The organism is Thioalkalivibrio sp. ALJ15 (assembly GCF_000383695.1).
Lineage (GTDB): Bacteria > Pseudomonadota > Gammaproteobacteria > Ectothiorhodospirales > Ectothiorhodospiraceae > Thioalkalivibrio.
Genome location: NZ_KB912059.1, coordinates 65140 through 87915 on the forward strand (window position 1 = coordinate 65140; position 22776 = coordinate 87915).

A 22776-nucleotide genomic window follows, 5' to 3' on the forward strand; every position below is an offset into this window, starting at 1 on the left:
GGATTATGGGGTGGTGGTGAGATACGACTGTGTCGCTAGGATAAGAAGATTGCGGCGGACTTGTCCAATTTTTGGGATCACTGAAGTCTGTGGAAGGAATCGTCTAACGATATGGTCAGCGTCCGGCTTTGAAGTCATGAGTTCCAAGCTCAGCGAGGCGAGCTTGTCTCGTGGCAATTGGCATAGGTCCGGAAAAAGCGTAGTGAGGGATTCTGTGCGGCTTTTCCGCCTTTCAGGAACGCTACCGCTAAGCACATTGAGGCGCAGGGTTTGATCGATCGAATGTAGGGTGGACCGGTCCGCCGAGACTTGACCGACCGTCCTGTCCTGAGCGCTGGCGATTTCGACATCCGAGCGGCCCTCCCGTAGGCTGATGGCTGTGTAAAGAAATTGCATCAGGCGGTGCCTGGCGCTATTGCCCATGGGCGAAGGTGGGTAATAGTCGTTGGCGGCCTGAAGTTCATAGCCTGCCACTAGCGGAAAGTCACGGACGGTCCAGTCGGAATTGAGGGAATCTAGGAGGAGTGCGTCAATGACTGCAGCATGTTCAGGCTGCTTGGCGCGCGTCTTGCGCAACATGGCCTGCGATAAAGCCCCGGGGCTTCTCCCTCCCAACGCTGCGAGTAATCGGTTGCTGGGCTCGGACCAGCCATGTGATACATCTGTCATCAGAGGGATGGAGTGATCGTAGTGTTCGAGGGTTGTGCAAGGATGCCCGTGACCCAACTGCCGCGAGATGTATCGATATTGTGCGCGCAGTGATAGTCGAGAGACGGTAGCCGTGGGAGAGGAGTCGCGCGGTAGATGTAGCTCTAGCCCCGGAAAATGTGAAGGTAGGATCGCGTATCCGGCGTGGGTCGCATACGAATGTCGATAGCTGTGGCAGCGAAAGGGTGGCGGTCCATCAGATTCGAACAGCTGAGCTCCGACGTGTGAGAACGTCGAATGGTAGTGCCGTTGCCAGTCTAGCGGCGTGCGATTCTGAGGGATTGGGAGCAAATCGCGTGCAGCGCTGGGTTTCGCTTCTGGCCCTGTCATGCGGGTATACAAATCGTCCATTTCCCGTCGTTTTTCGATGTCTAAAGAGTTTGTAACAAGGCGTTTCGATGCGACGGATTTGAGTTTTTGATGGCGACGTGGATGGACCCATAAGCAAGACCGATGGGGAGTGATGAGATGGGCGTCAGTGGTTAGAGTTGTTAGCTCGCCGGTGCGGAGCATATACGTAGCCTGTAGCGTTGCTGCATAGTGGATGACCCGTGGAGCGGGATTCATTCGCTCCGGCAACTGCAGTGAGGGCGCGGGAGTTAGAAACTCGAGTATCCACTCCGACTCCGGCCCTGTGATGGGATCGCCGGCGCGAGCATTGGTTATCCCAAGCTCCCCAGCGTCCGCCAGGAGTGCCTGGACTTCGCGTGGGATGTCCTCTGGGTGATCGCGGTTATGGCGCAGGACCCAAGCGACCGGTTTCATCTTCCGCAGGTCGCTGCAGACGTGAGTGAGGATCAGCTCGGTAGAGTCCCGGGGATCTTCACTCGGGTCGCTAACAAACGCGAGTTCGACGGCGTTACTGAGTTGGGTGACATACTGATAGGTGGTAGAGGCGCGAATTTTTCGAGCACGCTTGGCGGTCGTCATGTGATGACGGATTGCCCGGGCCAGGAGCAGCGGAATGGAGCCGGCGGGCGATATTGAGGTCAGTTGGTCCGCGGCTTTGATCACGGCTTGGACGCGGTGGGGTACTTGGTCGTCGCGCCATCGACGGATGGCTATGCGCATGGAGACGAAGTCATCGAATGGACCCGCGCCCGTCCGGACCCGGGAGGGCGTGCGCCCGGCGGTTGGCAGATCTGGTTCGACCGGAGGGGTGACTCGTAGGCCCGTGATCATGGCGAGGAGTCGGTCGCTTCGTGGGCCGGTCACCTTCAGAGCTCCGCGTTCCCAAGCGGCACGATTTCCGGGAGCCGTAAGTCTGCGCGCCATGCTCGCGGTCCAGCATATCTGTTTTAGGCGGACCCCTCGCCCGAGTATTTCACGAGCGGGCGCGTGGCTGAGGAGGGCCTTGAGACCGGTATCACTCGCTAAGTGCCTGTGGTCTCCGGTCTGGGCGAGTCGAAATACGGTTGCCTGCTTCGCGGAAAGCAGCTGGACCCCCTGGATTGCATCGAGACGGGGAAGCATCAGAGCTGCGACGTGCGGCGCCCCTGGTACTCGCCGTAAATGGCCCTCATCAAGCAATCGGCTGAGCATTTCGGGGTCCGTGGTGAGCCCCCAAATAACGCAGAGCAAGACCGCAGCTTGTTGGGCCTGGGGCGACTCCAACTGTTCCGGATCGCTGCTTTCGAGCAGTCCAATGAGCACCATTTCAAGCGCCCGTGTGATCCGGTATGCACGTAAGTGGTCTGGCTGGATGTTCGAGATGGGGAAATTATTCTCATCGTCATCGTCATCGTCATCGGCTTTGGGGCCGGGCGATGCGGTCCCTGATCGACCAAGGTTCGACGTCTGAAAGAACGCCCTGACCGTAAGGTTGTCACACGTCGATCGGGTTTCCTCCAATTTGTGGCTGGTCGACACGACCTCGAGCCGAAGGTCTGTCAAGTAGCGTTCGATGAACGGCGCGAATCGCACCGCGAACGAGTAAGGTGCGTCGGGGTCGATTACATCATAGGGTTCACCGAGGTGGCGGTGTCCCATGTGCTGTTGTATGTCACAGGGCGGCGCGTCAAGCTCCTCCATCCGGGTCGCGAATAGGTGGCGAAGTCGTCCGATTTCAATAGGGATCTGTACGTGCTTCTCAAGATCCTTTGAGCCCAGAATCTGCGGACTAAGGTCGCTGGGTTCGAGCGTAAAAAACAGGGGAGCCTCACCTTTTAGGGACTGGTCGATGAAGTGCACGGCCTTCTTTTCCCGTTCCGTCGGGAAAATCCGAAGTTCGTCCCGAATCCATTCGAGCAATGAGACCAAGTGGTCGATCTGGTGGAGAACAGGTCGAGGGAGCACTGCGATTCGGTCATCACCCTTAATGCGCTTGTCTGCGACATAGGCAATCCCGGGTGATTGACCGGAAAATGCCACGATATGGCTGATCCGGAATTGGGATAAGCCGAACCCCATTCGATGGGCTGTGGCGGCTGCGAACATCAGAGCTGTATGGCGCATCAGTTCAGTAAGCCACGTAATAGCGCTCGCGAGAGTACGGCGTTTTGGACGGCTTGCCTGGACGCGTTCTTGCGTCTGATGCAATCGATCGCGGAGAAACTCGATATTGATGGCCGCACGGGGAGCTCCGGTGCGGAACGCAGCATAGTTTACGTTTGTGTGCACCGGTATATCTGCAAAGTCCAGGGCGGCCGCGTACTGTTTGATGATAGTCTCATGCAAAGGGGCATAGTAGCTAAGTGGTGCCGCGGAAATAAAACCATTCGTCCCTGCAACCAGTTGGCTGATTCGTGGGTGGCCGCAGGCTTGATAGAGAAGCACAGGGAGCGTTCTCCGGATTCGGACTTGGCTAATTCTTGCGACGGTTGAGGAGTGTTCCCGAATTCGGGATTCGAGAGCAGGTTTGCTAATTTTGTCGAGGTCGTAGTCCGACTTCAAAAATAGCGAAAACAACCGAGATATGTCGCTGGGATATGGAAGCCGGAGATTGGGGTAGTGGTCTGCCTGCCACTCGACAACGCTTTCGACGGTCGGGTAGACAACTTCACTATCTCTTAGGGATTCCCAGTACGTGTCCGTGAGTTTAAGGGTGGTGCCGGGGGCGGGTGTTCCGTCCAGAGGGTCTGCGTGGAATGCTTTCAGTGCGCCGATGACCGTTGACGCACAGCGCGAGGTGGTCAGTATCAGGGCGAGAACGAAGTCGATGACCCCTTCGCGGGTATGCAATCGACGTTTGAGCCCTTGGGTGAGGGCGTGGTAGAGCAGCCTAGCCTCCTCGGCGGAGAGGCTGGCGTCTGTGTCGGGTATCAAGTGCGCACCAAATCGCAGACGACTGTCGGGGGCGGGCAACTCCTGCAGTATGTTGTCTTCCAGCCGTTCAGCAGGATGCGCCAAGTCGTTGGGTTGATCCTGTCGGGCATGGTCCGGCGTCTGCACGGCTTCGATCGAACGAAGGGCCTGTGGCTCGATGGGAGTTCTTGACGGGATGGCCTCCAGGGACTGCAAGGCAAGGGTTCGGGCAGGATTCTTTTGGAAACTCAACGTATCGGCCAAGATGTTGGCATCGGCTCGCGGAATCGCACCGTGTGCTGCGAGTGCAGCGTGGAGCTGGCGAGTAGTGGATGTAGATTCCTTGGTAGCGGATATGTGTGCTGCCAGACGCTTGATGAACTGCGGGACGCCGCGCTGTTCCGGTGATGCACCATAGGTGTAGAGCGCTGATAGGAGCCAGCATCTCAGGGCATCCACGTCGCGATGTTGAGCGTCGTGATCATGGAGAGCAGAGAATATGTTCCCCGATGTACCCAGACCGTAGTAGGGCCGGTGCGGATCATGAGCGACGTAGTGCTCATGGAGTTGACGAATTTCATCGCACAAACAGGTCAATAGGTGCGTGTGTTCGACCGTGAAACGATGCCCGTATTGCTGGAGTATGCGCTCGATGGTACGAGCGACAATCGCCCCGTGAGCGACTTGGCCGGTGGCGGTGGCTGGGATTGGGAAGAGTACATACCCGGCCAACTGGGCCCTGCCGTCGATGTGCTCGGGGGGCGATTCGATGGCTCGGTACTGAGCCCACGGGTCTGGAGACGAAATCAACGGGATCCTCCCGGGATGGTGTGATCGCCTCCTGTGCCGGGTAGGTACGCCCCAAGATAGGCTTGATGAGTTGGTGGCCTAAAGTCGCTGCTAGGAAAAGGCGCGTCCATGCGTCCTCTCTGTTACGGGATGGCTTGGGGCACGATGATATCGAGCCTTCGGGATTCCATGCATTGCTCACTGACGGACGTTAGCGGATCGGGACTTGGATGTCACAGGTCGTTTTAGGCGCGGGAGTGGAACGAGATTTCGAAGGCTGGAGCGCTTCGTGCGCAAGCGGAACGACCATCGGTTCATGCCTCGGTGCTTCGATCATCCCCTCGGCATTTTCGGAGTGCAATTTGCTGTTGGGGAGGAGTAAGTGTCAGGTCTCGCGTGGTCATATACACGTTATTGGAAATAAACCGGGCCGTTCATGCTGCCAGGCCTTGAGGGTTTCCACCGGTGTCCGAGGCCCAAGCGCCTTCTACCCGATGTGATGGTTGTACAGCCTCTGGTAGTGCCGCAGGGCGTCGTCCAGGTGCAGACCGGAGTCGAAGTGGCGGGTGCGCAGCAGGTCGGCGATGCGCCCGTTGGAGCGTTCGGCCATACCGTTGGTCTGGGGCCGTTTGGGCCGGATCATCAGAGTGGTATGCAGTCGCTTCGGGCAATGGGACCGGCTTCCACGTCCCGGCGGTAGCGCCGCTTACGCTCGGTTATGCGGGTAATCCCGTAGCGCCGGGCCAGTTCGGGATCGTTCACGCTCGGCCGCGCTTCTGCAGCGCTCGCTGGATCTGGGGTGTGGTGCACGCGTTCGAATGGATCGTACTCGCCATGCTATTCGTCCTGCGTGGGGCCACCGTACACGGTATTCAGCTACTCCCGGGCACGAAACAGGGGAACCTGCTTGTGCGATATAGAATCATCCGTTACCTAACACCTAGGGTCTGGGGCCACATGAAAGAGATTGACGTCCGCGACGCGCGAGAACAGCTGTCCAGCATCCTGAAAGAAGTGGAGCGGGGCGAGGAGGTATGCATTCTGCGTCGAGGTCGGCCCGTCGCTCGCGTGGTTCAACCTGCCGGGGATCCCCCGAGATTTCGTTCCCGTGCCGACTTGCGACAGGGCTTGCCGGCCATGCGTGAAGCCGCCGTTGTTCCGGTTCGTACAGCGCGGGATTCCGAACGCTACTGACGTTCGTCGCGGACACCAGTGCTGTCCTGCCGTTTTGCCGCAGTGCCCCCCAAACGATGTCGTCGAGCCGCTCTTCCTCGGGCAGCGTTAGCCGCACTCGTAGTTGAGGCGGGCATCAAACATCCTGATGTAGTAATGACAATGGGGCTGCCTCCACGCGGTCATGCTTGAGGCGAGCGAGGTGGGGACACGGCTTGCCGTCAAGGGCGAGTCTAGTCAAGGAAACGCTTGGGATGCCCAAAGCCGCGAAGTCCCTCGGCCGGTGAGGGTTACGCTTGCGTACGAGATCAAATGCCCTAAGTGAATGTTCTCCGCTTCACGGAAAACTGTTCCTAGTGCCGGTCAATTTGAACGAATAGCGGCATTAAGGAACACGGTCGGGTGCATAGAGGCGATGCCAAAGGGCATGCCCTTTCGATAGGAAGCGACGGTATGTGCGGACGTATGACTCGCTACAGCGCGACGAGTGAACTCGGCATGCGGTACTTCCAGGTGCCGGTCGACGAGACCCTTGACGCGCCTCGGTACAACGTTGCACCCGGCACGGACCTCGAAGCATTCCGCTCCGGCGACGAAACACCCGCTGCCTTCCTGGCGATGTTCTGGGGCTTTCGGCCGAAGCGGGTGGAGGACAGTCCTCGCCCGATCAACGCCCGGGCCGAAAAGGTCGCCAGCAGTCCGTACTTCAGGTCTGCATTTGCCCACCGCCGATGCATTGTGCTGGCCGATGGTTGGTACGAGTGGCGCAAGACCGATGATGGCAAGCAGCCGTACTACATCACCCTGGCCGCGGACGCGCCGCAGGACATCCTGATGATGGCGGGCATTTGGGAGCCCACCGCCGAGGGCGGCGCCTGCTGCGCGATCATCACCGAACCCGCATCCGAGCGTCTGGCGCACATTCACGACCGCATGCCGCTGGTACTGGATGCCGAGTGTCGCTGGGACTGGCTCGATCCCGAACGGACGGAGCGTGAGGCGATCCGAGCCGGGACCGTCCGTCTGAACCGGGATGCCTTGGTCTATCACTCCGTTTCAACGCGCGTGAACCGCCCAACCGAAGACGACCCCGGATTGATCGAAGCGATCGCCTGAAGGGCTTCAGGCCGTGGGGTAGTGCTACCTTGGTGAATAAGCCCGGAACGGGCACTCAGGCAGGTGGTAGCGATGGCCAAGCAGAGCGAAGTTGAAGCGCGCAGCACCCGGATCCGCGAGAAAGCCGCATCGGTTTTCGACACCCAGGAAATCGTCGATGACTGGATGTGCACAGAGAACCTTGTGCTCGGCGATGCACCGATCAATCTTCTGGAGACGGAGGAGGGCGCCGACAGGGTCGAGGCCATCCTGGGCCGGATCGAGCATGGCGTGTATTCGTAAAGGAGAAGGTGCACGTGGAGGCATCGGAGCCAAGCCGCGGCGGAGGCGCCAGGTGGCTCCGATGGGCGGATCATTGGGAGCGTATGCCTACTGGTTGGTGCTACCTTCAAGGAAACCCGAGTCAGCACGAGCATAGGAACGGAGCTGTGGCAGAGAAAAGCGAGTTTGAGGCACGTGTCGCCCGTATTCGGGAGAAGGCAGCTGTGATCTTTGAGGATCCGGAAAAAGCGGAACGTTGGATGCGGGCGAGGAATCGGGTTCTTGAGTCGGCGCCAATCGATCTGCTGGACTCGGATGAGGGTGCGGAGAGGGTCGAAACGGTTCTCCACCGGATCGAGCACGGGGTGTTTTCGTAACAGGCGAGATGGGCTGCAGAAGGAGTCGGAGGCTGCATGACGGATTCAGCATACTCAGAGGTATCGGCCCATGACCGAAGCGCCCTGGCGCGAATGGTGATGCAGGCGTTCGATCACTGGGGCCTTGAAACGGACGAAGCCCTCGCGATGCTGGGCCATGCGCCGGGCGACTTGGACGCGCTTTCGGACTATCGCGGAGGAGAGCCACTGCCGGATGAGCGCGATGCTCTGGATCGTGCGGGCCACATCCTGGGGATCCACAAGGACCTGCGCCTGTTGTTTCCACATGAGCGGGACAGGGCCTATCGCTGGATGAAGACGCACAACCGTGCGTTCGGTGGCTGCACCCCGGTCGAAGTCGTCAGTCGTGAGGGATTGCAGGGCCTGTTGCGCATCAGGGGCTATTTGGGCCGGGCCGTCGCGTAGCGGCTGTGCGGGAATGGCCCGGTTGCTGCTGCGGCTCTTGGGACCCTGGGATTACCCCAGGGACGTTATCGGGTCCGCAGGAGACCGAGGCCGGTGAAAGGCCTTTGGCCCGGCTTCGAGATCCCCGTTTCGGTTTACAACCAGAGCCATTTCCAGCGCGCGTTCCAGTGGTGCCTGGAGCCGGTCCCGGGCATTGTCCGTCAGCCGGATGAAGCCCATCCGGTGCAGGGCATCGTTCATGGCGGTGTCCCGTTCGAGCGTGCCGGTCTCGGTCACAGTACGAACCAGCGACAGCATCAGTTCCGAGTCGTGGACGTGGTCGAGCTGGCGCAACGCATCCGGCAGGTTGCTCCAGTCCCGCAGGCAGGGCACCGCGAACTGTTCCGGGCGCCCGGAGAATTCACCATCCAGACGGATCAAACCCTGCGCTCCCAGCCGGGCCCGAGCCTCGTGGATGCGCGCCTGGATTCGGGAACCCGCCCTTGAAAAGCCCGCCGCGTCCAGCAACCGTCGGGTCAGGATGAACAGGTGGATTGGTCCTTCGGTATCGACAATCTGCAGCACCGCCTCGTCCAGCGCCTCCTGTGGGATGTCGTCGAACCGGCCATGCCCGGGCAGCGAGAGGTCGTCTGGGTTCGTTTTCCGGTAGGGCTGCGAATCCCAGGTCGTTACCCATTCGCAGCCGTGCTCGCGGCAGTAGGCTCGCCACGCGGCACAGGTCTCGGTGGATCCAGGGTTCCGGATCAGGTGTTGATGCACTTGGATCAGCGCATCGAGCGTGCCGGGGCGTGCCGCGCTCATCACTCGCCCTCCAGGATCAGCTCTACGCCCATGGCCTCGGCGGTGAGGTCGATCATCGCTTCCTGCAGTAGGGTCTTGGGGCCATCGCGCAGGCAGGCATCATCCAGTGCCAGCAGCGTCTCGCCTCGCCACTCGGGAGACTCGGCGCTGGCCAGATGCCGGGCCAGAACCACCAGGATGCCCATGGCCGGTTCGATATCTTCTGGTGGCAGCGGGCCCAGCCAGGTCTTCCAGCGCTCACCGGCGGTCTGGAGATCTTCGAGCAGGGCGGTTTCGGCAGCGGATGTGGAGCCTTCGGCGGCCGTTGTTGGCGGGGCGTTCGCCGCACCGCGACCCATCACCAGAAAAGCAAAGGCCACGGCGGCGAGCTGATCTCGTGCCGCCCAGGTGGAAGGGTCGTCGCCATGCTCAGCAAGGATCTGTTCGCCAAGCGCCTCGACAGCTTCCCGTTCAAACGTCGGGCGTGCGGCTTCCTCTTGTGCGAGTTCGCGTCGGGCCCGGGCGGCGCCGGCCAACCGGACCATCCCGCCGATGATCCCGGTGAACAGGCGAAGAATGCCCCGGACCAGCCAGAAAACACTGGCGACGAGCGCGAAGATCCCCTGAATGGCCGCTGCGTTGTGCCCGCGAAGCTGCACGCCCGCGATCTTTGCCGACGAACGCCCGGGCCGGATCCAGTTGAACGAGCCGATGGGGGTTTTGGTGGAGACGGTGACGCCGGTTTTGGACAGGTTGAACTTCGCGGCATCCGAGCCGTACCGCCCGCGCAGTATGAAGCGACCGTTCTGGAAGGCCACCTGCGTATTTTTGGCCAGACGGGTGGAAACGCGCACCCCTCGGTTGGTGTTGCCCGTCAGGTTGATGCCGGCGGCACGGGTCTGCGCCCGCAGGGCAAGGCCACCCGTGCGACTGGCGCGCAGATAGCGCCCGGTGTGTTCGATGCGCTTCTGGCGACCGTCGCGGTCCTTTTCGCCAACCTTCAGCAATGCCATGAATCGAGCGTATCACCCGCGCCGAGTGCCAGCGCTCGCGAGGGAGCCCCCAGGGTTTCCGCAGAGTCGTCGGTTTCAGTTGCACAGGATCCGAATAACTTCAGGGCCCTGTCCAGGGAGATAGCCGCGAACCAAGCTGGGAAGCTCCAGTATCGCCGCGTGTTCTATGCTGTCCAGCATTGCGTGCGATAGGTCGATGTAGCGACCACATTTGGGGCAGACAAGTTGTTGGGTTCCAGTGACAGGGTGGGTATAGAACCGCATGCGAACGTGGCAGGGAGCGTGCGTGATACGAAGATTGCGTGGGCCGAGTTCTCCCATGTCCGGCAATGGGTCCAGGTACAGATCGATCGGTGCGGCCATGATGGCATCCCTCGTCCCTTATGAATTGAAGATTCAAGGATGTTCCGCAAGGAGTGGGGCTGCGACTTTGCCGCTAACCGGCTGTGGAGCTTCGTCGTGGCGGGCTGGGTCCGGGCTCGTTAGCATGAGGCACGGCGCGCGCGACGGCTGTCGTCGCAGCGAATGCCCAAACTGCTCCGTACCTGACCCGATCGAAGGACCGATTCCCTCCATGATCCTGACTCTGAACCAGCTTGAGCGCCACCTGTTCGCGGCGGCGGACATCCTACGGGGGCGCATGGACGCCTCGGAGTTCAAGGAGTACATCTTCGGCATGCTGTTCCTGAAGCGCTGCTCGGACGTGTTCGAGCAGCGGAGGGACGAGGTGCGTGACAACCTGCGCGCGAGCGGCAAGAGTGAGGAAGAGATCGCGAAGCTCGTCGAGATGCCGAGCTGGTACAAGTCGGACTTCTACGTGCCGCCCAAGGCGCGCTGGGAGTACCTGCTGAACGAGGCCCACCAGGGCGTGGGCAACGAGCTGAACAAGGCCCTGGCCGGACTGGAGGAGCACAACCCCAGCCTGGCCGGGGTGCTGGAGCACATCGACTTCACCCGCAAGGTGGGCTCCACCACGCTGCCGGACAAAAAGTTGCGCGACCTGATCGTCCACTTCAGCGAGTACCGCCTGCGCAACGAGGACTTCGAGTTCCCCGATCTGCTGGGGGCCGCCTACGAGTACCTGATCCGCGACTTCGCCGACTCCGCCGGCAAGAAGGGCGGCGAGTTCTACACCCCGCGCCCGGTGGTGCGCATGATGGTGCGGCTGATGGATCCGCAGGAGTGCCAAAGCGTGTACGACCCGTGCATGGGGTCGGGCGGGATGCTGGTGATGTCCAAGGAGTACCTGGAAGAGCAGGGCGGTAATCCGCGCAGGCTCAACCTGTTCGGGCAGGAGGCCTCCGGCTCCGTCTGGGCCATCGCAAAGATGAACATGCTGCTGCACGGCATCAGCAGTGCCGACCTGCGCAACGAGGACACCCTCACCGACCCGCAGCTCGTCGAGGGCGGCGAGCTCAAGCGCTTCGATCGCATCCTCACCAATCCACCGTTCTCCATCGGCTACACCTCGACCGAGCATTTCCCCGAGCGCTTCGCCTACGGCAGCGTGCCCGAGGGCGCTAAGAAGGCCGACCTGATGTTCCTGCAGCACATGGTCGCCAGCCTGAACGCCAACGGCCGCCTGGCCACCGTCATGCCCCATGGCGTGCTGTTCCGCGGCGGCGACGAGAAGCGCATCCGCGCCGGCCTGCTGGAAGACGACCTGGTGGAGGCGGTAATCGGCCTGGCGCCCAACCTGTTCTACGGCACCGGCATCCCGGCCAGCATACTCGTGCTGCGCGCCAAGGGCGCCAAGCCCGAGGAGCGCCGGGGCCGCGTGCTGTTCATCAACGCCGACCGCGAATACTACGAGGGCCGCGCCCAGAACCACCTGCTGCCCGAGCACATTGAGAAGATCGTCAGCACCTGGGATTCCTTCGAGGACGTGCCCGGCTTTGCCCGCGTGGTGCCGCTGGAGGAGCTGCGCGAGAACGACTACAACCTGAACATCCGCCGCTACGCCGACAACACCCCACCGCCCGAGCCCCAGGACGTGCGCGCCCACCTCAAGGGTGGCGTGCCGGTGAAGGAGATCGAGGCCCGGCGCCCGCTGTTCGACGCACAGGGCCTCGACCCGATGCACCTGTTCACGCCCCGGGCGGACGATCCCGACTACGTGGACTTCCCCGAGCACCTGAGCGAGAAGCGCGACCTCAAGCCGGCCATCGAGGCCGACACCGGCCTGCAGGAACGCGAGGCCCGCGTGCTGGCCGCCTTCGAGGCCTGGTGGGCGGAGCACGGCGCCAGCATCACCGCGCTTTCCGGCAACGGCGGCCGCCTGACCCGGCTGCGCGACGAGCTGCTGGGCAGCTTCTCCGCCGCACTGGAGCCCACCGGCATGCTCGACCGCTTTGCGGTGCGCGGGATCATTGCCGGCTTCTGGTTCGACAACAAGAACGAGTTCCGCACCCTGCAGACCCGTGGCTGCCGCGGCGTGGTGGACGCCTGGCGCACCACCATCATCAGCCAGCTCGAGGACGACCAGAACAAGGCCAACCCGCTGGACCACCGCCTGGTGCACTTCCTGCTACAGGACTACGTGGCCGAACTCGAAGAGCTGGCCGCCCGCAAGGCCGAGCTGGACGCCCGCATCAAGGCCGCCGAGGCCAAACCCGATGGCGACGACGAAGGCGAGGGCGAAGCCACCAGCGAGGACGACGATGCCCCGACCCCGGCCGAGATCAAGGCGTGGAAGAGCGAACGCACCCAGGTGAAGAAGCAGCACAAGGCCAAGGTGGCCAGCTTCGAGACGCACTTGGACACCGCCGTGGATGCCCTCGACGAGCCCGCCGCCGCCGAGCTGGTCGGGACCATCCTGCACAACGAACTCAAGGGCATCCTCGAACGCCACATCCACCAGCAGCGCCAGCAGGTGATCGCCGCCTTCGAGACCTGGTGGGACAAGTACCGGGTGACGCTGGCCGATATCGAAACCGAGCGCGATGCTGCTGCCTGGGAGCTGGAGCAGTATCTGGAGGGGTTGGGGTATGTCTGACCAATCTTGGCCCGTGATCGGTTTGGAAGAGCTTTTCACCATCAACACTGATGGCGTCGTGCCGAATTCGTCTCCCAACACCGAGTTTTACCACCATAGCTTGCCCGCCTGGGATCAGTTTGGAGGCCCGGTGGTCGAAAAGGGATCATCCATAGAAAGCAATAAGACTAAGGTGGCGAAGCCTTGCGTATTGGTTTCAAAGTTAAATCCGAGAAAGCCTCGGGTATCTATTGTTAAACAAGTCCCGGATGAAGAGCGGCACTGCGCCTCAACAGAGTTTGTCTGCCTTGAACCGAAATCTGAGGAGCCCCTTAGCTTCTGGAATCACCTGTTCTCGAATAAAAGTTTCTCGGATAGCCTTGATCGCCTCGCTATTGGATCGACCAATAGTCACAAGAGATTCAGCCCTAAAGAACTTTTTCGGCAGAGAATAGAACTGCCGTCGTGGCCAGAAAGGAGGCTCATCGCCCGCATCCTCGACACCCTCGACACCCAGATCCAGAAGACCGAGGCGCTGATCGCCAAACTGGAGAAGGTCAAGGAGGGCCTGCTCCACGACCTGCTGACCCGCGGCATCGACGAGAACGGCCAGCTCCGCCCCAGCCCTGAGCAGGCACCGGAGCTCTACAAGGAGTCGCCGTTGGGGCGGATTCCGAGAGAGTGGAGTGTTGCGCCTCTTGGGAATGTTTCGGAAATTGTCAGCGGCGTCACGCTTGGTAGTAAGTCCGGGAATAGCGCGTGGCCGCTCGTGCCTTACCTTCGTGTGGCAAACGTGCAGGACGGATATCTCGACCTTTCCGAAGTCAAGCTCATCAGGGTCAACCCCGATCACATTGAGAAATATCGCCTTCATCCCGGTGATGTGCTCATGAATGAAGGCGGAGATTTTGACAAGCTGGGTCGTGGGACTCTGTGGCGAGGCGAAATAGAGCTTTGTGTTCATCAGAATCACGTATTCCGCGTGCGAACTGATGGCCGCGTGCTCGACCCCTATTTTCTGGCTTCTTTTTCTGCATCATTTTCGGGGAAGCGTTATTTCGTAAAATCATCAAAACAAAGTACCAATCTGGCCTCGATCAACTCTACACAGCTGAAAGCATTCGAGGTTCCGCTACCCTCGATTGAGGAGCAGGGTGTGATCGTGGATAAGCTGCAGGTGATGGCTGACAGAATTGAGCACGAGAAATCGCACCTATCTAAACTTGCTGCTCATAAGGCGGGTCTCATGGACGACCTCCTCACCGGCCGCGTCCGCGTCACTCCGCTTCTCGACCAGGCCGAGGCCGCCACGCCGGCATAGCCCGGAGTCACCACAACATCGGCACCAAAGTGCACAGGGAACCGCCATGAGCACCTTCGACAGCACTAAGCGCTCGCTGCCCGAGCTGCTCAAGGACATCACCACCGGCAAGATCCAGCTCCCCGACTTCCAGCGCGGCTGGGTGTGGGATGAGGACCACGTGCAGAGCCTGCTGGTCAGCATCGCTCGCTCCTTCCCGGTGGGCGCGGTGATGCTGATGGAGACCGGCGGCGAGGTGCAGTTCCAGACGCGCCCGGTGGAAGGGATCGATCCGAAGAAGGGTGGGGGCTGAACCCGACCAGTTGATCCTGGACGGTCAGCAGCGGTTGACCAGCCTGACCCAGGCGGTGGGGCTGGAGACCCCGGTGGATACCCGGACCTCCAAGGGCAAGCCGATCAAGCGCCATTACTACTTTGATGTGCGGATGGCGCTGGAAGGGGAGGATCGGCTGGAAGACGCGGTGTTCGCGGTGGACGAGAACCGCCAGACGCGCACCAACTTCGGGCGCGACGTGGAAATCGATCTGTCCACGCGGCAGCTGGAATGCGAGCGGCTGTGCTTCCCCTGTGACCGGATTCTTGACGACTCCGGCTGGCTGCAGGATCTGTTCCGCTATAACCAGGACGCCATGGGCGAGTACCTGGAGTTCCAGAAGAAGATCCTCACGGCGTTCTCCGCCTACCAGCTCCCGGTGATCGAGCTGAAGAAGGAGACCTCCAAGGAAGCGGTCTGCCTGGTGTTCGAGAAGGTGAACACCGGCGGGGTGCAGCTTTCGGTGTTCGAGCTGATCACCGCCAGCTACGCCGCCGAGGGCTACAACCTGCGCGACGACTGGTACGGCTCCGACATTCGCGACGTTCCCTCGCGGCAGGCGCGCCTGGCGCAGCACGAACTGCTGGCCGACGTGGAGAACACGGACCTGCTGCAGGCGGTCACCCTGCTGCACACGCGCGAGCGCAAGCAGGAGGACATCGCCGCCGGAAAGCAGGGCAAGCAGGTGCGGCCGGTGAGCGCGAAGCGCGCCTCGGTGCTGGACCTGCCACTGGAGGCCTACCAGCGCTGGGCCGACGCGGTGGAGCAGGGCTTCGTGGAGGCGGCGTACTTCCTCAAGGGCGAGTGCTTCTACAGCCGGCGCGAGCTGCCCTACGCCACGCAGCTCGTGCCGCTGGCCGCAGTCATGACCCTGCTGGGGAACCGCTGGCGCGAGCCGCGCATCCACAACAAGCTCTCCCGCTGGTTCTGGAGCGGCGTGCTGGGCGAACTCTACGGCGGTGCCGTGGAGACCCGCATCGCCCTGGACCTGGACGAGCTGATGCACTGGTTCGAGGACGACGACGCGCTGCCCCGCACCGTGGTGGATGCCTCGTTCGACCCGGCGCGCCTCGATACCCTGCGTACCCGCCTGAGTGCGGCCTACAAGGGCATCAACGTGCTGATCCTGCGCGAAGGGGCCAGGGACTTCTTCTGGAAGGGGGATATCCAGGCCTTCGACCAGCAGGGCGTCGAGCTGGATATCCACCACATCTTCCCTCGCGCCTGGTGCGACGCCCGGGACATCCCGCCCCGGGTGTACGACTCGATCGTCAACAAGACCCCGATCTCGTACAAGGCCAACCGCATGATCGGCGGCGACGCGCCCTCGGAGTATCTGCACCGCCTGCAAAACCACGAACAGGTCCAGCTCGGCAACGCCGAGATGGACGCCATCCTCGAAGGCCACCGCATCCCGGTGGAGGCCCTGCGCGCGGACGACTTCGACGCCTTCTACCAGCAGCGCAAGCGCCGGCTGCTGGAGATCATCGAAAAGGCGATGGGCAAGAAGGTTCTGGCCGGCTCCGACGAAGGCCTCGAAACGCACCGAGACGCCCTTCCCGCGGAATCGTCCTGACGCCGTCGCCGGCCCAAACTCAGGTGCAATGGTGACATGCAGCGTATCGAGGGCGCGCGTCGAATCCCGCCAGACGCCCCTTTCTGGCTTCCCGACGGTATCCCGAATCCTCATCGAACCGACCGCTGCCGGAGGTGCCGGGACACAGGCGAGGACTTTTGCCTGCTCGCCGGTCAGCAAAGGAGCAATGTTTTCAACCTCACGATCCCTCCCCGACGACGACCGGGAAACGCTGCACAAGGTTGCCCCGCCCGAAGCAAGTAGCAATGCCCGGCCATCGACTTAACCCTTTGATAGCCCGGAACTTCTCGCTCTCGTTCCCAGAGGCTAGGGTCCCTTTCGAAACGCTCACCGGTCCCTTCGGGTCCACCTCCGTGTTTCTCCCTGACCTAGGCAGGCGTTATGCTGCACGAGTGACCCACGCTGGCACGAGGCGCGCAGGACGGAGAACCACGTACTACGGAGATTCCGTATCTCATCAATATAACAGCCCGCGTCTAGCCCACTGTTCGCAGACATATAATTAGCGCACCTTGCATCAGCAACTAAACTTCCGTTATGAGCGCAAGCCGGAACCCTTAAATCCCGCGCGAGCTAGAGAAAGGATGACCAACCAACCGTTCATCTCAGAATGTTACGCAGCTCAGGACGGTGAGGTCTCTTGGGACGGCCTCCAGATGAATGATGGAGCCGCATTCACTCAGTTCTTGACGACAAAAGTAGCCTCCCGGGTTCATGATGAGCAGAGTTCAACCGAGTTTGAAGCCCATCTTCGCGGGCTAGCGACGACTGGGTTCCAGCAGGAAAGCCTAGAGGCTATGTTGGATGCTGCGCCGGAGGAAGAGCGTGACTGGGCTGTTGGTGAAGCGCTTGCCGAGGTTTATCTAAGCCAAGAACATGGCGTTGAATGGCCTTGGAATTCCGAACGAGACAAGCGCACACCAATGGCGAGCCTTCCGGGGGCTGACCTCGTGGGTTTGTTGACCGACAGTGACGGCGTCCTCCTCGCGCTCGGCGAGGTCAAGTGCTCCAGCGAAACCAAGACTCCTCCAAAGGTTATGACTGGCCGCAGCGGCATGGCCAATCAGATCGATAGATTGGCCGATGACTTAGGCCTGCTTAACACACTGCTTCGATGGCTATTTCCGCGCTGCAAAGGCACCGTACATGAATCGAATTTTAATAATGCGGTGCAGCGCCTTCTGGATTCCGGCAACAAGGCTATTGTACTATTCGGAATCCTTATTCGCGACACAGAGCCTAACTCCCAAGACTTTTGTTCCCGGGGCCATCATCTCGCCGGTCGAATTCAACCGCCGACTTCTTGCCGCTTGAAGGCCTTGCACCTTCCTTTTCCGATTAGTGATCTCCCCGCGCGTATCAATGGGGACGAATTATGAGCCATTGGTTGCTTGATTCACTCGCAGGCCTGCGCGAAGACTGTCGTAATTTAGCTTCGGCTATCCATGTTCAATCGCAGTTGAAGCAACCTAGGCAGGAATGCGATTCGGGGCTCCTCAAGCGGGGCGCCGAATCGATGGAGCTCGTGGTCATTGATATCATCGGGACCAGACCCTTCGATTGGGAAAACGAGGAGAATGTCAGCGACTTGCGGAGCGCCGCTGCTGATGGGTTCCTCTTCTGGAGGCACCTTCTGCGTTGGGATGATGTCAATGATGCCCGTATCATTTTGCGGGCAGCCTGTCTGGCTGTGGTAGGCGAGCGAGGAGCCGATGCCAGCCGCTGGCTCGGAACCGTTGAGTGGCCGGAGACCGACTTGGACTCCGACGATTGGCGCACCCGCGCCTGGAGCACCATCATAGACATCTGGCTTCGCCTCATCCGCAAGAAGGGTTGGGATGATCGTGACGCTGTACTGCAACGCATTAGTGATCTGCGCGCAGCGCAAGCCGACTTCGAAGAAGAGTATCTTGCTAGCCGGCCAAGCGGAACCGGCAAGGCTAATGCCTTTGAACTGATTGGCTTGTACCACTTGGCTAAGGCTGCGGAGATTTTCGCGGAATTCATCACTACCGGAAAGGCGGACGGTCGCTTTCAGTTCCAGCAGTTGTTGGATATGCACTTTGATCGTGTCTTTGCTGTTTGCGAAGAAGCAAGGCTGCTTGACCTTGAGCCTGTTGCTCGTCTGCTGGAAGTTTGTGCAGCCCAGATGGCACGAAACTCCATCTGGACGGTCACTCGGGCTGTCAATTCTCGAGTTACGAGATTCGTAGAGACCCTCGTTGATAGAGGACGTGGTGATAGAGCGATCTTTGACGTGCTCCCGCCACAGCGTAGAGCTTTGGCGGAAGAAGGCCTTTTGGGATCCAGTCGTCGTGCGGTGGTTGTCAGTCTGCCCACCTCCAGCGGAAAAACATTGATTGCTCAATTCCGCATGTTGCAAGCCATCAATCAATTTGACCACGAGAGGGGTTGGGTCGCGTACCTCGCTCCCACGCGCACGCTGGTTAGTCAGGTGGCACGCCAACTTCGACGCGACTTCGAGCCTCTCGGTGTCGTCGTTGAACAAGTTAGCCCGGCCCTCGAAGTCGACAACGTGGAAGTGGAACTGCTCACGCAGCGTGATGATGATAAGGAGTTTCGGGTGCTCGTGACGACGCCCGAGAAGCTGGATCTCATGCTTCGCCAAGGCTGGGAAACGAAAATTGAACGTCCATTGACGCTCGTCGTCGTTGATGAAGCGCATAACCTTCAAAGCTCAGACCGAGGGCTCAAGCTCGAGCTTCTGTTAGCTACCATTAACAGTGAATGTGAGAATGCACAGTTCTTGCTGCTCACTCCGTTTATTAACAACGCTAGCGAAGTCGCCCGCTGGCTTGGCGACCAAAACTCGGATGACATCAGCTTCAGTGTGGAATGGCAGCCGAATGATCGTCTCATTGGTATTGCCAACCTCAAAAAGGGGGAGGCTATCAATGCGCGAAGCAGCGACTATACGGTGGAATTGGAATCCGTCCACACTACACGCCGGACCGTGGCGGTGGATGAACCGGTCCACTTAGGCAGTAATCATGATATTGCTAGTACCTACCGCCAGGCGTCGACCCCGAAGATGGTTGCGGCTATTGCCGCCCAAGGAATGCAGCATCGAGGTCCCGTCATTGTAATGCATGCCCAGCCCCGTTGGGTTTGGAGTTTAGCTGAGACGCTCGTGTTGGAAGCCAATCATCGCCGTGCAAGTGATCGCATTCGGCTGGTGCAAGACTTCCTTCGGCTCGAGTATGGCGAGGAATTTCCGCTGATCAATATGATCAATTATGGTGTCGGTGTGCATCACTCTGGCTTGTCCGACGACGTGCGTGCGCTCATGGAGTGGCTCTTCGAAAACCAAGAATTGCGCTTCCTGGTTGCTACAACCACGATCGCTCAAGGGGTCAACTTTCCGGTCTCTGGCGTGGTGATGGCCAGCACGAAATATTACGGGAAAAACGGCATGGTCGACATGTCGGCCGAGGACTTTTGGAACATTGCCGGGCGTGCCGGTCGTGTTGGGCAAGGCGACCTCGGCGTGGTGGCGTTAGCCTCGGCATCAGAGGAACGCGCGAATGATCTCCGGACTTTTATAAACCGGAAGACAGGTGATCTGAATTCTGCACTTATTCAGATGGCTGCGGAGGCAGAAGATTGGCTTTCAGATCTGGAAGGTATCGTTTACCACCATCCGGAATGGTCGTCATTCGTGCAATATCTGGCGCACACCTACCAACAGATGGGTAAACCTTCCACGTTTATCGACGAAATTGAACAGGTTCTCCGCAATACCTACGGCTTTGCAAAGTTGCGTGCTCATAAACCCGAACAGGCTCGTTCGCTCCTCGTTGGTGTCCGTGCCTACGCTGAGTACCTTCGCGAACCAAATCAACCGCTTGGCTTGGTTGACAGTACTGGCTTCTCGTTACAAAGCATACGGAGAGCAATGGCCCAATCACGAGAATCTGGGATCAGTGCAGACTCTTGGAACCGCGCGACGTTGTTCGTCGAAGGCGATACTAGCCTGCAGGCAATGATGGGGGTGCTCCTACGCGTACCTGAATTGAGAGAGAACCTCAAAGATGTGCTTGGGAAGAAGAGGACGGATGGGGATAAGCTTGCGCGTATACTCAAGGACTGGGTCAGTGGCGCATCCGTGGAATCAATTGCGCGAAGGTATTTCATGGATGGGAATGACTATGTAGACGCGGTGACCCAGTGCGGACAGAACCTGTCCAGCAAGCTGACGCAAACCACTTCTTGGGGGCTCGGCGCACTCCTCGCGATCACCGGAAGTGAATTGCCAGAAGATCGCCTGCATGAGGCCCGCAATCTACCGTCCCAGGTTTTCTATGGAGTGAATAGTGATGAGGCTATCACCCTCCGACTCCTTGGTATCCCCCGTAGGGCTGCCTTGAGCATCGCGCGTAATAAACCGGATCTAGCGTCAGGGCCGATCACCATCGTCCGCTCGCGGCTCGCAAGGCTAGGGGAGGAGGAATGGAAGGCGGTTTGTGGAGGTGCTGACGCAGTTGTTTATCGTAACGTATGGCGTGTTCTGGAAGGCCTGGATTGAAAGGGAGAACGGTGAACGGATAGCGCTTGACCGTAGTAGCTATCGGCAATATTGATAGATGGATAAAGGGGTCGTACCACGGTGACTCGCGGAAAGATCGATAGAAATTCGGAAAAAGGTCGGATAATGCGGGCTTAATGGGGCCATTTTGTCGAGAAAAGGGGATTTCTACGGAAGGAATCCACGGGAGTGACGGGGATAGTCGCCTTTTTCGCTGGGTGGATCACAGCGATGCGACCAGACGGATAACGTGGTGGGACCACGGTAACTGTCGTAAGCAGTAGCCCAACCACCCCCTGGAACCGACGGCGCGCGGTTCAGCGGCAGCATTGGGCGTCATAAGGGAGTGTAGTGGCCAAATGGAACAATGCATCTGCTGTTTGATGGAGAATGAAGATGGGAATGGCTGAACAGGTAATTCTTTCCGCCTTTGTTGCTGCGTTTGTCGCCGGCCTGTTCCTATTGGGAGGGTACTACTATAACCGCAGGCTAGAGCGAATCCGTGATGAGGAGCAGACTTGGCAGCGAGTCGGGATGCCCGTAATTAATGCCGCTGATGAATTGATTGCGAGGCTTTTCGACATAATCGTCCGGCGCCGAGAGCTTCAGCTCGATGGCGAGCTGGAAAGAAAACAGGACGAACCGTTTAACCCGTCTAAAGAGCTGAGTACAATCTGGCGTCTAATGCATTTTTTTGCCGCATCGACGCACCTCGAGCAGCATGTCGCTGATGAGCGAGCACTTTCAAAGATCGCGAATCTACGATTTTTTGCGAATAATAAGGCGAGAATACCGCTCAAAGGCAATCTATACGCCGCGTCCTTCCCGCTCCAGACGGAAGGACAGCAGTTAATCGGCTCAAAGGTTCTGAGTTTAGCCGAATCTCGTGAGATCCGTGATGTTGATTTTTTTCAATTTGTCAAATCCCTCGAGGATGATGATGATTTGTATAGCAGCGCAGAAGCTTCTAGACAACTACTGAATTTTGAGCTGCCCTCGGGAAAACTGGATGGCCAGCTTCTTTGTGTGGCGCAGTTCTGCATTTATCTCATCGACCTAGTACAAGACCTGCGGCCATCCAGCAAGTGGGAAGAATTCCGCCTGTACCTGGTATCGCTACTGCGAGCCTTCAATCAGTCTGCAACGGGCAAGACATCATTTTTGTACTGCCGTGGGGACCTGAGGGGAGAAGACTATTTGAATACTTTCAATGTCCTACCGGGAGACCGAACGAGGAGATTGTCTCTGCGTATGAACCCGGCGAAGCGGAGAAATCAACGCGTAACCTCACGATCCCAATCGGGTTTTGCTCGAGAAATTATGTCAAGCGGAGTGCGGCGGCGGTTGGGTAGCCAAGACATCAGCCTAGCTTGGCAGGATAGTCCTGGGGACCTTCAAAAGCAGCTTGACTCGTTGTTTTCATAAGGTCATGCTGAGCTCGCCCAACCAGGTGCTCCAACCGGCCTCTAAACCGCTTCTCGGTTTCGCGTCGGCTGAGCTATATCGTTAACTATGGCATGCGAGATAGATGCGGACGGCGCGCTTTGACACAAACCGAATAGAGCAGCGCTACTTGCTGCCGATATCCGAGGGGAGAGGACATCAACGACTTTTTAGTTGTTTGGAGTCGCCTGATGAGCCAATCAAGCCGGTGATAGGCATCAAATCGATATATGAAAGTTTTATGGGGGTAACGGGGTCGGGCGACGGTAACTATCGGAAATAACTAAAAGTTCGGCAAATCTACGCGTAATTCGGGCTGATTCGGGCCATTTTGTCGAGAAAAGGGCACTTCTACGGAAGGAATCCATGGGAGTGACGGGGATAGTCGCCTTTGCGCTGGGTAGATTAAAACGGTCCACGGCGGTGTGGGCGGCGATTACCGTCCAATGATCGAGGAGTTCAGCCGAGTGTTAGCGAGCGGAGGCGGCGGCTGGGTGTGCGCAGGCGTGCCTCGATGGCCTTGCTGGATTCTACGGTTTCCAGGGCCGTGGACGTTGCGACCGCCCGGATGATGGCTTCGCGGCTTACGGGCTTGCGGCTCTTCTTGTAGGACGGTGGTTTCATCATGCGCTCCTGCCGTTCGCCCTCCATTATGCGCTCAACGCGCCCTCGCTGCTGTGTTCGCGCTAGGCCGAC

17 protein-coding genes are annotated in these 22776 nt (G+C 59.4%); 12 read left to right on the plus strand and 5 right to left on the minus strand.

Going from position 1 to position 22776, the window contains the following annotated elements; all coding sequences use genetic code 11:
* Positions 1-3 precede the first annotated feature (3 nt).
* Together G015_RS14360 and G015_RS14365 are read right to left on the minus strand one after the other, a co-directional pair.
* The gene (locus G015_RS14360; RefSeq protein WP_028490915.1) at positions 4-4761 is read right to left on the minus strand and encodes a hypothetical protein; all 4758 of its coding nucleotides are present in this window, start codon (positions 4759-4761) and stop codon (positions 4-6) included.
* A 466-nt stretch (positions 4762-5227) separates the two neighbouring features.
* Positions 5228-5383 carry an integrase core domain-containing protein gene (locus tag G015_RS14365; protein ID WP_018875080.1) on the minus strand — a complete coding sequence of 52 codons (156 nt, stop codon included), beginning with the start codon at positions 5381-5383 and terminating at the stop codon, positions 5228-5230.
* A 314-nt stretch (positions 5384-5697) separates the two neighbouring features.
* Here G015_RS14365 and G015_RS0109630 point away from each other — a divergent pair, with 314 nt between their 5' ends.
* The 5 genes from G015_RS0109630 to G015_RS0109650 all read left to right on the plus strand — a co-directional run bounded on the left by G015_RS0109630 (position 5698) and on the right by G015_RS0109650 (position 8093).
* Entirely contained in the window at positions 5698-5934 is a 237-nt protein-coding gene (locus G015_RS0109630; protein WP_028490916.1) for a type II toxin-antitoxin system Phd/YefM family antitoxin, read from the plus strand.
* Positions 5935-6378: 444 nt separating this feature from the next.
* On the plus strand, positions 6379-7029 hold the full coding sequence (locus G015_RS0109635; protein ID WP_020146599.1) for an SOS response-associated peptidase: 651 nt from the start codon (positions 6379-6381) through the stop codon (positions 7027-7029).
* A 72-nt stretch (positions 7030-7101) separates the two neighbouring features.
* The gene (locus G015_RS0109640) at positions 7102-7311 is read left to right on the plus strand and encodes an MbcA/ParS/Xre antitoxin family protein (RefSeq protein WP_020146600.1); all 210 of its coding nucleotides are present in this window, start codon (positions 7102-7104) and stop codon (positions 7309-7311) included.
* A gap of 146 nt (positions 7312-7457) precedes the next feature.
* Positions 7458-7667, plus strand: a complete 210-nt coding sequence (locus tag G015_RS0109645) for an MbcA/ParS/Xre antitoxin family protein (protein WP_020146601.1) — start codon at positions 7458-7460, stop codon at positions 7665-7667.
* Between the two features lie 93 nt (positions 7668-7760).
* Complete coding sequence (locus G015_RS0109650; RefSeq protein ID WP_020146602.1) at positions 7761-8093, plus strand: MbcA/ParS/Xre antitoxin family protein; 333 nt, start codon at positions 7761-7763, stop codon at positions 8091-8093.
* Positions 8094-8144: 51 nt separating this feature from the next.
* On the opposite strand, the gene G015_RS0109655 is transcribed toward G015_RS0109650, so the two are convergent.
* A complete protein-coding gene (locus tag G015_RS0109655) occupies positions 8145-8894 on the minus strand; it encodes a DUF3320 domain-containing protein (protein ID WP_020146603.1) in 750 nt (249 codons plus the stop codon).
* On the minus strand, positions 8894-9886 hold the full coding sequence (locus G015_RS0109660) for a hypothetical protein (protein WP_020146604.1): 993 nt from the start codon (positions 9884-9886) through the stop codon (positions 8894-8896). Before G015_RS0109660 ends, G015_RS0109655 begins: the two co-directional genes overlap by 1 nt.
* 574 nt (positions 9887-10460) lie before the next feature.
* Between G015_RS0109660 and G015_RS0109665 the strand changes: the two genes are divergently transcribed.
* The 7 genes from G015_RS0109665 to G015_RS0109690 all read left to right on the plus strand — a co-directional run bounded on the left by G015_RS0109665 (position 10461) and on the right by G015_RS0109690 (position 22062).
* On the plus strand, positions 10461-12881 hold the full coding sequence (locus G015_RS0109665; protein WP_020146605.1) for a class I SAM-dependent DNA methyltransferase: 2421 nt from the start codon (positions 10461-10463) through the stop codon (positions 12879-12881).
* A complete protein-coding gene (locus G015_RS0109670; protein WP_020146606.1) occupies positions 12874-14181 on the plus strand; it encodes a restriction endonuclease subunit S in 1308 nt (435 codons plus the stop codon). The genes G015_RS0109665 and G015_RS0109670 overlap by 8 nt, the downstream gene beginning before the upstream one ends.
* A gap of 46 nt (positions 14182-14227) precedes the next feature.
* Positions 14228-14473 (plus strand): DUF262 domain-containing protein, encoded by a 246-nt coding sequence (locus G015_RS14435; RefSeq protein ID WP_255349408.1) that lies wholly within the window; start codon positions 14228-14230, stop codon positions 14471-14473.
* Positions 14463-16070, plus strand: coding sequence for a DUF262 domain-containing protein (locus tag G015_RS13695; RefSeq protein WP_255349409.1), 1608 nt, complete (start codon positions 14463-14465; stop codon positions 16068-16070). The genes G015_RS14435 and G015_RS13695 overlap by 11 nt, the downstream gene beginning before the upstream one ends.
* A gap of 605 nt (positions 16071-16675) precedes the next feature.
* A complete protein-coding gene (locus G015_RS0109680) occupies positions 16676-17470 on the plus strand; it encodes a hypothetical protein (protein ID WP_020146607.1) in 795 nt (264 codons plus the stop codon).
* Entirely contained in the window at positions 17467-20637 is a 3171-nt protein-coding gene (locus tag G015_RS0109685) for a DEAD/DEAH box helicase (protein ID WP_020146608.1), read from the plus strand. The genes G015_RS0109680 and G015_RS0109685 overlap by 4 nt, the downstream gene beginning before the upstream one ends.
* 402 nt (positions 20638-21039) lie before the next feature.
* Complete coding sequence (locus G015_RS0109690) at positions 21040-22062, plus strand: hypothetical protein (RefSeq protein WP_156824694.1); 1023 nt, start codon at positions 21040-21042, stop codon at positions 22060-22062.
* A gap of 477 nt (positions 22063-22539) precedes the next feature.
* Here the strand turns inward: G015_RS0109690 and G015_RS14325 are convergent, their stop codons facing one another.
* Positions 22540-22704 (minus strand): hypothetical protein, encoded by a 165-nt coding sequence (locus tag G015_RS14325; RefSeq protein ID WP_198011982.1) that lies wholly within the window; start codon positions 22702-22704, stop codon positions 22540-22542.
* Positions 22705-22776 lie beyond the last annotated feature (72 nt).